This is a genomic window from Ectobacillus soli, from assembly GCF_042610425.1.
Taxonomy (GTDB): Bacteria; Bacillota; Bacilli; order Bacillales; family Bacillaceae_G; genus Ectobacillus.
The window spans coordinates 1,529,894-1,542,584 of the sequence record NZ_JBGJZM010000001.1 but is presented as its reverse complement, the minus strand read 5'-3'; the positions used below and the strand labels follow the sequence as shown (position 1 = coordinate 1,542,584).

Below are 12,691 nucleotides of genomic sequence, written 5' to 3'. Positions count from 1 at the left end.
TATTGTCTGTTTGTAAGGAGAGTGTAACGTTGGAAACAAAAAGCCAGGCACCGGCATTTATTTATACCTATGCTTGCCGTGAGGAAGAACTTTCCCTTTGTCAATTAGAGATGCGAGCATTTTTTGGAAAGGACACGGCTGCATATATTTTAAAAAGTGAGGTTGAAATTAATCCGAGCCGTAGTCCGTTTATAAAAGAACGAATTGAAGTAATGTTTGAAGGAGACGAGCTAGCAGACGTTATTAGTCAGGTCGGGCAAATTGAATTAAATGAAGCTACCTTTAAAGTCATTTTTATTAAAATAAACGATTTAGGTGAAAAGCAGAAAGTTGAATACAAAGAACGGCGAAACATTGAAAGAAAAATTGGAGCGCAAATAGATGGGGAGGCAGATGTACATCATCCAGAGCGTGTGTTTGGCGTTGTTCCCTATGAAGGACGATGGTATTTTGGACCATACGTGCAAGCAGAATCTGTTTGGTTTCAACATATTAAAAAACCACGTATGTATTCTACAGCTCTTAGCACACGTGTATCGAGAGCAGTGGCTAATATTGCCGTACCAAATCCTGATGGAGTTCGTGCAATCGATCCTTGCTGCGGTATTGGAACGGTTTTGGTTGAGGCACTTTCTATGGGAATAAACATTGTTGGCCGTGATATAAACCCTCTTGTCACGAGCGGATCTAGAGAGAACATTGCTTATTTTGGACTTGAAGGGAAAGTAGAACTAGGACCAATCTCTGAAGTAGAAACAAACTATGATGTAGCAATTATCGATATGCCATACAACCTATATACACATGCTACATTGGAACAGCAATTTTCTATTCTGCAGCATGCTCGTCGTTTTGCTACTAAAGTGGTTGTGATAACCATTGAAGTAATGGATCAGATGATTGAAGAAGCTGGATTTACTATTATAGATCGTTGCGTAGCAAAAAAAGGAGTATTTTCTAGGCAGATTGTAGTTTGTGAATAGCAAAGACCGATGCATGCATCGGTCTTTTTACTTACATCCTTAATATATTTCATGAAGTTCAAGATCAGTATAAATCGAAATTAATATAATGGCACGTTCCTCTCCAATGTTTTTAACGAAATGCGGTACACTTGCATTCCAACTGAACGTGTCTCCCTCACAAAGAATGTAAGAGTCATCTCCCTGCTCAGCAAGGACTTTTCCCTCCAATACTAAATGTGACTCCTCTCCTTCATGGGCATGACCTTCTCCCGTTGAAGCTCCTGGGGGAAATTCAACGAGCATCATTCGTAAGCTTCCCTTTTTCGTTAAATGCTCAATTTTTATATTTCCATTCTGAAGAGTCGTGAATCTTCTTTCATTTTTTTTGATAACACTCATATGTCTATCTTGTTCGAGCAATAGATAGGTCACAGGAACCTTCAAAAAATTTGCAATCGTTTGCAATGTATTGATAGATGGAGATGTATTGTTGTTTTCCACGTTACTTATAAATCCTTTTGATAGTCCAGTTTCTTCACACATTTTTGCTATTGTAATCTTTTTTTTATTTCGGATTGCACGAATTTTAGAACCAATATCCATAAGTAGCACCTCGATAGTTTCTTAATAGAAAACTTATTTACATATTAGCAAAATAATCGTTGACAAGCTATACCGTTTTTTGATATTTTTTAGGAAACAAAGTTTTGTAATAAAAAACTTTTATTTCTTTAACATACTTTTCTGAGGATAAACTATAACTTATTTAAGAAAGGATGATTATAAAATGGAATCACCAATGATTTATGAGCTTCATCGTCCAAAGAACTATAAAGCTGGAGAGAAGTATCCAGCGTTGTTTGTCATGCATGGAATTGGGAGTAATGAAAAGAACATGATGTCGATGGTAAATGGTCTAGAAGACTCCTTCTTCATTTTTAGTATTCGGGGCCATATATTACAAGGACCTGGTTTTGCTTACTTTACAATTCAAGGATATGGAAAGCCACATAGAGAGGTTTTCGATGAGGGTGTAAATAAACTTACCAATTTCATTGATTACGCTTGTAACCAATATTCTTTGGATGAAAGCCGTTTATACGTACTTGGCTTTAGCCAAGGGGCTATCCTTGCGATGACGCTTGGATTAACTCTTGAAAAACTTAAGGGTGTCGTGGCTCTTAGTGGATATATTCCTGCGTTTGTAAAAGAAGAATATACGATTAAGCCAAGTAAACAATTATCTGTATTTATCTCACACGGCAACATGGATCAGGTACTCCCTTATGAATGGGGTACCGAAAATGTAGAGTATTTTAAAAAATTAGGCATTCCTGTCACTTTCAAGACGTACCCAGAAGGGCATTCTGTATCATATGAAAACCTTCAAGATTTTCAACAATGGATCATTAATGATGTAAAAAAATAAAAATATAAAATGAAGGGGGAAGTTAAATGTTACCATCTTTCTTTATCGCTCACGGAGCTCCGTTAATAGCCATTGAAGATAATGAGTATACACAGTTTTTAAATGAATTAGGTCGTACATTACCTAGACCGAAAGCCGTTGTATTATTTTCCGCACATTGGGAGTCCACTACTCAGCAGGTAAGTGAAGTGGAGAAGTATGAAACAATATATGATTTTAGTGGATTTGTTCCAGAATTATACACGATTCAATATCCGGCTAATGGGAATTCGACGCTTACAAAAGAAATAGAAGAGTTGTTCACGCAAAATGGAGTGCCATTTGAAGTGGAAACGAAACGGGGTTTGGATCACGGGGCTTGGGTTGTCCTTCGCCTGCTTTATCCGAATGCTGATATCCCGGTCATTGCGATGTCAGTTAATCCTAATCTTTCGCCAGAAGAACAATATAAAATTGGAAAATCGTTATCGGTTTTACGGGCTAATGATGTGTTAATCATCGCTAGCGGAGGACTGGTGCATAACTTGCGAGCTGTAAAATTTGCGGAAGATAACGGTCAAGTGGATCAATGGGCACTTGATTTTGATAACTGGTTAGGAGACCATATGTATGAATGGGACTTAGATTCACTCTATAACTATGCGTCAATTGCACCGTCAGCAGATATGGCAGTACCACCTCGTAGAAATGAGCATTTTATCCCTCTTTTTTATGCAATGGGAGCTGCAGATGACATGCGAAAAGCAACTTTGTTACATCGAAGCTATCGATATGCAAATCTTGGTCACAGTGTTTGGCAGTTTGGTTAAACAAAAAAGCATTTTTTAGTCATAGGAAAGACCACTAGGAAGGGAAGTAAGAAGATGCCAATTGTTCATTTACATTTGCTAGAAGGCAGAACAACCGAGGTGAAACGGCAACTCATTTCTGAGGTCACGGATGCAATCAGTCGAACATTAGGTAATCCTTCAGAATCAGTTCGGGTGCTGCTTCACGAAGTTCCTAAGGAGAACTGGGGAGTAGGCGGGATTCCAATAGAAGATCGGCAAAACAAGGATAAATAGGTTTACACTACCACATTTCACATGAATAAGTATCCTGCAATAGGATAAAAACATCTTTTAGTGTAATAAAAGGTTATAAATAGAAGAATTTCGTGTATTTGATCAACCATAGTTTATGGTTGATTTTTTTATCCCACATTAACGGTCAGTACAATCCCCACTGAAGGAAGTTTCCTTTTGTTTTCATAATATTATTTTTGGTTTATTTTCAATATTTTTATAATTATTTACCATTATTTAACAGATGAATAACGAATTCTTACAAAAATACTATTACGCTAGTATTTGAAAGGAGTGAGAATTTTGCGGAAAATTAAAAATAAAAAAAGATTATTTGTTGGAATTGCTTTGAGTACTGTACTTGCTAGTTCGGTTAGTGTTTATGCGATGAAGGGTAGTGCTTTTGGTACCAACCTTGTTGGACGTCAATCAGATGGTTCTGTTATGACACCAGTTAACCAGTTGGTTACACCGGCTGGTCAGCAGCTTGAGTTTGGTGGAAATCCGATATCTGTTGCAGTTCGTCCAGATGGGAAAACAGCTGGGGTTATCGTTGGTCGAAAAGATTACGGTGGTACTGGAATCAACATTGTAGATCTTACAACAGGAAAATTGATAAAAACAAATTTCTCATTAAATCTTTCACATATGTGGGGATTAATTTATTCTAAGGATGGACGTCATCTTTATGCAACTGGTTCATCAGGGTCTACTGGTAAGGTTGTTGTTATGTCAGTGGCAGATGATGGAACTCCAACTATAGAAAATACGTATAATCTTCCTAAAGCAACTGTTGGAGGAAATATCAATCCGCTAGACTTAGCAGTTGGACCACAAGATCAGTTACTTGTGGCACTCAACAGGGATAACAGTCTTGGAATTATTAATCCTGAAACGGGTTCAATATCTGCCAAAATTCCAGTTGAGAATGCTCCTACTAGTGTTTTAGTTAATGGTAATACTGCGTATGTAACCAATCAAGGCGGTAGGGTAGCACAGCCAGGGGATATTACTAGTGATTCTTCAGGGACACAAGTTGTGATTGATCCTAGTACGGGAGCAACTTCAACCGGAACCGTTTCTGTTATTGATCTTACGACGAACACAGTCACAAAAACTATTCCTGTTGGGGTGCAACCAGAGCGTATGACTCAATCTGGTGAATACTTGTTTGTAGCAAACACGAACAGTGATACGGTTTCAGTTATTGATACCAAAACCAATTCAGTAGTACAAACTATCGATGTAAAGCCATACCCGAATGCTCCAAAGGGAGCTGCACCAAATGCCGTTAAGATGATCGGTGATAATAAGTTAATGGTAAGTCTAGGCCGTGATAATGCAATTGCGGTATATGCCTGGAACGGTCCAACAAAGGCACCTCAACTTCAAGGACTTTTACCGACTGCATGGTTTCCAGTCGATATTGCTACTGATACCGCAAATAATCGATTACTTGTTGCAAACGCTGATGGGGTTGGGGCACTTGGTCCTGATCGTACTATAACTATTCAAGGAATTTCAACAACAGGCCATTCATCATATGCACAAGTAGGATCTTTATCAATGATTCCGTTCCCTTCTACTGAAGACCTTGTTAAAGGGACAAAACAAGTGTACGCCAATAACAACTGGTTTGGCTTGAAAGAACTTAACGATGAACCTCGTGACAATAAAAAACCTGTTGCAATGCCTGAACGAATAGGGGAACCTTCGACTATTAAACACGTATTCTATATTATTAAAGAGAACCGTACCTATGACCAAGTTCTTGGTGACCTTGGACGAGGTAATGGGGAACCTGCCTTAACACAGTTTGGTAAAAATGTGACTCCAAATTTCCATCAACTTGCAAATACATTCCCGCTTTTGGACAACTTCTATACTTCTGGAATTCAATCAGCAAGTGGACACCAATGGGTAATGCAAGGAACCAATACTGACTATGAGGATAAAGAGACTGATACAGCTAATGTTAAAAGCTATCCTGGTGGAGCAGGGGATAATATGGCATATGCTCCTACTGGCCACCTTTGGGATAACGCCATTAAGCATAAAGTATCCACTGAAAACTTTGGTGAAGATGCGACAGGTTTCACTGGCCCAGAAAACTTTGGAACTTGGACAGATTGGTACAATGATTATTTAAAACTAACGGGTCAACAACAAGGAGCGCTTCATGTTCCTATTGGAGATTACCAAACAACTTTTGATATTCCGTCACTTGGATCTATTACTTATAAACCGTACCCAAGTTTTGATATGAATATTCCAGATCAATATCGGTTTGAACTTTTCAAGCAGCAGTTTGAAAAACACGTTCAAAACAATGATTTGCCACAGTTGAACACATTGTGGGTTACGAATGACCACACTGCCGGAAACGCAACAGGTAATCCTACACCGCAAGCTATGGTTGCTGACAATGACTTAGCTGTTGGTAAAATTATTGACCTAATTTCACACAGTCCATACTGGAAAGACTCTGCCATTTTTGTTACGGAAGATGATTCACAAAATGGGTTAGATCACGTTGACGGTCATCGTGAACCAGCATTTGTAATTAGTCCATGGGTTAAAAAAGAAACTACCGACAGTCATTACTGGACAGTTATTAATATGGTTCGGAGTATGGAACAGATACTTGGACTTCCTGCAATGAATCAAAATGATGCTGCAGCGCAGCCGATGAGTGAAATCTTTACTGACAAGCCTGACTTTACGCCATATACTTTTATGCCAAATCAAATCCCACTTGACACTATAAATGGGCAACCATATGCAAATACTGCAGCGCTTGCTAACACAGCGCAAGTTACGCCGGAAGCAAAAGAACTTGCTACAAAGTGGACGGAATGGTCTAACAATAACAAGGTTCACCTTACCGGAAAAAATGCAGAACCAGATGATACCAATGCAAACATGTTGAACCATTCAGTTTGGTATGCGACAAACGGTTTTGATAAACCATATCCTGGTGACAAAAAGGCACTTACACCAGATGAAGTAGAAGAACAACCAGAAAGCAGTGCTCCGTCTCCAGCTAAAAATTAAAAATGAAGTTGGTAACGCAAGAAAAATAGCTGCCCAAAAGGGGTAGCTATTTTTCTTATATTATATCTAGGATGAAGGTAATAGCAGGAAGATTGAATTCACGATAAATCTTAGATTATTTTGAATGAATTTTCTATTTGCTATAAACCTGCAAAACCCCTCCCATAGAAAAACTTGTTGCCCATGTTTCGCTGATATGGAGCATGGGAGGGAGATCACTGATTAATCAAAAGTTTAACCTTCAGGACTAAGCTTTTTTTCATTTAATAGGTAACGAAGTTTTCTAACTGTAATTTGCAATCGTTTTGCTGCTTCTTTTCGATTTCCAAGCGTATCTTGTAACGTTCGTAAAATAAATGCTTTCCCAATTTGTGACTCTAGTTGTTTAACCTGTATAAGAACCTCTTCTAAATCAATTTCCTCTTTTTGTTCGAAGTCAGAGAGAATTTCATTTGTCCATTCTTGCAAGAAATTTTCAAGGTGGCTTTTCTCTATTTCCGTATTGGGTTGTTGCAATGATTTTACAGGTGTATACGTTGCTTTCACATGCTGCGATAAATCATCGGCGGTAATAACGGTGTGACTTGAATCAGATAAGGCAACAACTCTTGTAATAAAATTAGATAACTCACGAATATTTCCCGGCCATTCGTAATTTTGCAAGACTTTAATGGCACTCTCAGAAAAGGAGATATTTATGTTTGGATGTCGTTGTAAGATATGATTAATTAATAAAGGAATGTCTTCTCTTCTATTGCGAAGAGGGGGAATCTTTAAGTGAACGACATTCAAGCGATAATACAAATCTTCCCGGAATTTCTTTTGCCTAACAGATTCTTGAAGATCTTCGTTTGTTGCAGCAATAATATGAGTATTTGTATGTAAAATCGTTTCGCTTCCAACACGCATGAATTCACGAGTTTCCAGTACACGAAGCAGTTTTACTTGAATAGTATGTGAAGCCTCAGCGATTTCATCAAGGAATAGCGTTCCTTTGCTTGCAATTTCAAATAATCCTTTTCGTTGCCGTGTTGCCCCTGTAAATGCTCCTTTTTCATGACCGAAAAGTTCGCTTTCTAAAAGAGATTCAGAGATTGCCCCGCAATTAACTCCAATAAAAGATTCCTGACTACGTTGACTTGCGTGGTGAATAAAGCGTGATAACAATTCTTTTCCAGTTCCAGTTTCACCTTCGATTAAAACATTTACATGTTTCTTTGCTATTTTATAGGCAGTCTGAATTAATTGATTCATTTCTTCATTTTGTCCCACAATAAGACCGACTTCACTAGCTAAATCTTTTATATGTTGTTGGGTAGATGTATCACTAGAAACTAATAGACTATCAATTTGTTTTTCTAGTAAATCAATATCATCAAATGGTTTTTCAAAATAATCGACTGCACCAAACTTTATGGCATCTACAGCTGTTTTCACTGTACTGTAACCAGTCATAATGATAGCTTTACATTTTGGTTGAAATTTTTTTAATTGTTGTAGCAAGGAAAGACCATCTGCATCCGGTAGTTTTAAATCAATCATAGCAGCGTGAAATGAATGCTTCGTAAAATCAATCATAGAAAAAGCATTACCGCTGTTGACAACAGTAACCAGATATCCCTTTGCTGTAAAAAGATGAGAGAGAAATGTGCCAATTTCCTTTTCATCATCCACAATTAATAGATTTGTCATTGCATCACCTCAACGATCTTTTGTTGTTGAACAGGCAACTTTAATGTGAAAGTGCTTCCAATATTAAGTTGACTCTTAACTTGAATTGTCCCGTTGTGTGCCTTCGCTATACCAATGCTTACAGATAAGCCGAGTCCCGTCCCTTTTTCTGATTCTTTTATTGTATGGAAAGGGTGAAAGATTTCAGATAGTCTGTTTTCTTCAATGCCAACCCCATTATCTTTAACCGATAAGTGGACTTCATTTTGATAAGAGGATGTTTGGATGATGATTTCTTTATTTGTTCTAGATGTAAGAGCATCCTTTGCATTAAGAAGTAAATTAATGATGATTTGTTCAATTTGTGGCTGGCTTCCTTCGATAACAGGTAAATTTTCTTGAAGGAGTAACGTAATGTTTATTTGTTGTGTTTCTAATTGGTACTTTAGTAGATTTAAAACTTGCTCAACAGCTTCGTTTAAGGAACAAGAAGAAAAAGTATATTCATCTTGTCTAGAAAAGGTAAGAAGACTTTTTATAATTTGTTTGCACCGAATACCGCAATTTTTTATATCATTTAGCAATGTATAGGTCGGAGAAGTACTTGCTATTTCCCGTAATAATAGTTGCGAATTTCCTAGAATAGCGGTCAAAGGGCTATTTAATTCATGGGCTACACCAGCAGCCATTTCTCCAATAGCCGCCAGTTTTCCAGAATGGAGCAATTGTACTTCCATCTTTCGCTTTTTCGTTACATCCTTGATATACGCAATAACTCCATAAACCTGTTGATCATTATTATGCACGGGATATGTATACATTTCACAAGTAAAATGATTTTTGAAATACATTTCTTTATATCCTGGCTTTTGCGAGTGAAACGTTTCTGTAACAAGTGTTCTACAAGGCTCTACTAGTATAGAAAAGTCAGGGGATTGTTCATTGATAGTAAAAAAGTCTTTTACGGAATCGTTAAATTGAAGCACCTGTAAATTCTTATCAAACACAATAATCATGTCTTCAACTGCTTTAAAGGTATCCTCCCATGTCTGTTTTCCTCGCAATACTTCATTAAATAATTGTGCATTTTCAATACTTACAGCTAGATGATCTGTAAGCTGTTCAAGAAAAGCAAGGTCATCTATACCCCATGCAGATTCATTCAGACGGCCGATGCTTAAAACACCAATTCCATTGTTTTTACTATAAATAGGTAATACTAAAATCGTTTTTAGGTGTAAGAGAGTAAGATATTCCTCTTCATAAAAGCTAGTATGGGGGTCTTGAAAACGTGTAAAAATGATTTGTCTTTTTTTTAGTGCTGACCAGTAGAGAGAATGGTTGTTAGGTATGGTAGTTCCCACGTCAAAATAATGACTATGTTCTGGGTATACATTTGTTAACGTGAGTCTATCACCTTGTAATAGTAATAGACTCAGGCGATCAAATTGGACAAGGACCTTTAATTTCGTTACCATATTTTTTAAAATGTCTTCTAATGTCATATCAATTTTAATGCTTTTCATCACTTCATTAATGATTTCTAGCTGCATGTTTTTCTTTTTTAATTGTTCAACTGTTTTTTTTAATTCTGTATAATAGCTTTTTTTAGAAGATTTTACACCCGTTAATAGGGCGATCATCTCATGTTTGTCCTCTAGCAAGCTTGTTCACCGCCTTATAGTGCATGTTTTAGTAAATCCTTTACCTGTGTAAGAGTCATATCGCGGGGATTCGTAATCATACAAGCATCTTCAAGAGCAGCTTGGCTTGTTGTATCAAGTATTTCTTCTGTAATTCCTACATCGCAGAGGCGCTGCGGTGTTCCGATATCATAGGATAATTCTTTTACAAATTGAATGGCGGCATTCCCAGCTTCTCGCTCTGTTATAGCTCTTGTATCGATTCCCATACATTCTGCTATTTTTGTAAACCTCCTAGGAGAAGCGATAAAATTAAACTCCATTACATGAGGAAGTAAGATAGCATTAATTTCACCATGTGACAAGGGTAATTTTCCTCCAATCGCGTGAGAAATGGCATGGGCAGCACCTAAAATAGCATTTGAAAAGGCAAGTCCCGCCTGCAAACTGGCCATTGCCATTGCTTCCTTTGCTTCTTCATTTGTTTTAGAAGCTACAGATGGACGTAAGTAGGTTGAGACAAGGGAAAGCGCGTTTTTAGCTTGCACATCTGTTAACGGTGTAGCAGCTATACTAACATAAGCTTCAATAGAATGTGTGAGCACATCCATCCCAGTTGACGCTGTTAAACTACTATCTTTCGTTACCAGGGTATATGGGTCAACAATGGCAATATCAGGTACCAATGTTTTCGAGATAATTGTCATTTTCTTTTTTCGCGCTGCGTCTACAATGACAGAAAACTGAGATACTTCAGAGCCTGAACCAGCTGTTGTCATAATCATAATCATCGGGGGAAGAGGCTTATCGATTTTATCAACCCCTTCATAGTCGCTGATTTTTCCGCCGTTTGTCGCAAGTATGGCAATAGCTTTTGCTACGTCTAATGCGCTGCCACCTCCCACACCGATAATGGCATCACATTCATTTTCTATAAAAGCATGACATCCCATAGAAACTTCTGTATCATTTGGATTTATTGTTACATCAATAAATGTTGCAAATGATAGTTGAGACTCTTTACAGATGGCAATAACCGTCTCCAGCCATCCAGCTTTGGCAACCCCATCATCACTCACGATTAATACTTTTTTTGCTCCAAGCCTTAAGCAGGCGTCCCCAGCTTGTTTGATTGCATTTTTACCAAATATAATTTCGGGAGTTACAAATTTATTAATTCTCATAATTACCACCTATAGGAAAATTGTGTTTATACTAACTTATCCGTAAAATATGTAAATTCCTGTTTAATTCTGGCTAATTGTAAGAAAAATTTCTTTTAGCTGCATAAAAACGCACGAAAACAAAAAAAGTGTACGATTGGAATCGTACACGTCAACGTTTTGAGTAGAGCCTGGGGAAGGGACTTAGTCCATGTTTACCCAGACACTCTTCACTTCTGTATAGTTTGTTAGTGCATAGCTACCCATTTCACGACCAATCCCGGATTGCTTATAACCTCCGAATGGACTAGCTGCATCGAATACATTATAGCAATTAACCCAAACCGTTCCTGCTTTAATACGATGTGCTAAGTAATGAGCCTTTTTAATATCTTGGGTCCAAACACCAGCAGCTAAACCGTAATCCGAATCATTTGCTTTTGCGATTAAATCATCTATATCATCAAATGGCATCGCAGCAACAACAGGACCGAAAATTTCTTCCTTTGCAATGGTCATTGAATGATTTACATCGGCAAAGATTGTCGGTGCAACAAAGTAGCCTTGATTATACGGAATCGTACCACCTGCCAACACTTCAGCACCTTCCTCAATACCTTTATCAATATAATTTTTTACGCGGGTTTGTTGCGCTGCTGAAATGAGAGGACCCATTGTTGTGTCTTGTAATAACCCATTACCTTGGTTAATTGTTTTTGTAAGGGAGGCCAAATCAGCCACTACATTATCGTACATATCCTTTTGAACATATAAACGACTACCAGCACAGCATACTTGACCTTGGTTAAACATAATACCCATTAAGGAACCTGGAACAGCGCTTGAAAGATCAGCATCAGGTAAAATTATGTTTGGCGATTTTCCGCCAAGCTCCAGTGTGACACGCTTTAAGGATTCACTTGCTTGTCTCATAATATATTTTCCAACCGCTGTGGAACCGGTAAAGGCAATCTTGTCGACTAATGGATGATCAACGAGCGGTGAACCAGCAGTTAATCCAAAGCCAGGAACAATATTCACAACACCTTTCGGAAATCCAGCTTCTTCGATTAATGTTGCTAAATACAGAGCAGATAGCGGTGTTTGTTCCGCTGGTTTTAAGACAACAGTGCAACCTGTCGCAAGAGCAGCACCAAGTTTCCAAGTAGCCATTAATAATGGGAAGTTCCACGGTATGATTTGCCCAACAACACCAACGGCTTCATGGCGCGTGTAGTTGAAATAATTGCCTTGCACAGGAATGGTTTGTCCTACCATTTTCGTTGCCCAGCCTGCAAAGTAGCGGAAATGTTCGATTGCTAAAGGAATGTCTGCATTCGACGTTTCGCGAATTGGTTTTCCATTATCCAATGTTTCAAGTTGTGCAAGCTCTAGCTTATGCTCTTCCATTAAATCCGCAAGCTTATAGATCAAATGACTTCTTTCGGCTGTTCCCATCTTTGACCATGGTCCGTGATCAAATGCTTGTCTTGCCGCACGGACAGCCAAATCAATATCTTCAGGACCGGCTTCTGCAACATAGGCTAACGTTTCGCCTGTTGCAGGGTTAAGAGTTTCAAACGTTTTCTCGGAAACTGAGTGTACCCATTCCCCGTTTATATACAGCCTTTTCACACCTTGTAAAAATGCTACCAATCTTGGACTTAATCCCATTTCAGTTGTTCCTGCATTTGTCATTTTC

10 protein-coding genes are annotated in these 12,691 nt (G+C 38.1%); 5 read left to right on the top strand and 5 right to left on the bottom strand.

All coding sequences use genetic code 11. From position 1 onward, the window contains the following. Positions 1 to 29 precede the first annotated feature (29 nt). Positions 30 to 983, top strand: a complete 954-nt coding sequence (locus ACAN53_RS08030; protein ID WP_379968800.1) for a TRM11 family SAM-dependent methyltransferase — start codon at positions 30 to 32, stop codon at positions 981 to 983. Between the two features lie 39 nt (positions 984 to 1,022). Here the strand turns inward: ACAN53_RS08030 and ACAN53_RS08025 are convergent, their stop codons facing one another. Then, positions 1,023 to 1,568 carry a cupin domain-containing protein gene (locus ACAN53_RS08025; protein WP_379968799.1) on the bottom strand — a complete coding sequence of 182 codons (546 nt, stop codon included), beginning with the start codon at positions 1,566 to 1,568 and terminating at the stop codon, positions 1,023 to 1,025. A 184-nt stretch (positions 1,569 to 1,752) separates the two neighbouring features. Between ACAN53_RS08025 and ACAN53_RS08020 the strand changes: the two genes are divergently transcribed. The 4 genes from ACAN53_RS08020 to ACAN53_RS08005 all read left to right on the top strand — a co-directional run bounded on the left by ACAN53_RS08020 (position 1,753) and on the right by ACAN53_RS08005 (position 6,512). Beyond that, positions 1,753 to 2,394 carry an alpha/beta hydrolase gene (locus ACAN53_RS08020; protein ID WP_379968797.1) on the top strand — a complete coding sequence of 214 codons (642 nt, stop codon included), beginning with the start codon at positions 1,753 to 1,755 and terminating at the stop codon, positions 2,392 to 2,394. 26 nt (positions 2,395 to 2,420) lie between these two features. Beyond that, positions 2,421 to 3,203: a dioxygenase family protein gene (locus ACAN53_RS08015; RefSeq protein WP_379968795.1), complete on the top strand. Its 783-nt coding sequence runs from the start codon at positions 2,421 to 2,423 to the stop codon at positions 3,201 to 3,203. A gap of 21 nt (positions 3,204 to 3,224) precedes the next feature. Next, positions 3,225 to 3,458: a 4-oxalocrotonate tautomerase gene (locus ACAN53_RS08010; RefSeq protein WP_379970284.1), complete on the top strand. Its 234-nt coding sequence runs from the start codon at positions 3,225 to 3,227 to the stop codon at positions 3,456 to 3,458. 303 nt (positions 3,459 to 3,761) lie between these two features. Next, entirely contained in the window at positions 3,762 to 6,512 is a 2,751-nt protein-coding gene (locus ACAN53_RS08005; protein WP_379968793.1) for a bifunctional YncE family protein/alkaline phosphatase family protein, read from the top strand. A 234-nt stretch (positions 6,513 to 6,746) separates the two neighbouring features. Here ACAN53_RS08005 and ACAN53_RS08000 read toward each other — a convergent pair whose 3' ends face one another. The 4 genes from ACAN53_RS08000 to ACAN53_RS07985 form a co-directional block, all read right to left on the bottom strand. Continuing rightward, entirely contained in the window at positions 6,747 to 8,204 is a 1,458-nt protein-coding gene (locus ACAN53_RS08000) for a sigma-54-dependent transcriptional regulator (RefSeq protein ID WP_379968791.1), read from the bottom strand. Next, entirely contained in the window at positions 8,201 to 9,826 is a 1,626-nt protein-coding gene (locus ACAN53_RS07995) for a sensor histidine kinase (protein WP_379970283.1), read from the bottom strand. Before ACAN53_RS07995 ends, ACAN53_RS08000 begins: the two co-directional genes overlap by 4 nt. A 35-nt stretch (positions 9,827 to 9,861) precedes the next feature. After that, positions 9,862 to 11,010 (bottom strand): iron-containing alcohol dehydrogenase, encoded by a 1,149-nt coding sequence (locus ACAN53_RS07990; protein WP_379968789.1) that lies wholly within the window; start codon positions 11,008 to 11,010, stop codon positions 9,862 to 9,864. Between the two features lie 183 nt (positions 11,011 to 11,193). After that, entirely contained in the window at positions 11,194 to 12,663 is a 1,470-nt protein-coding gene (locus ACAN53_RS07985) for an aldehyde dehydrogenase family protein (RefSeq protein WP_379970282.1), read from the bottom strand. Positions 12,664 to 12,691 lie beyond the last annotated feature (28 nt).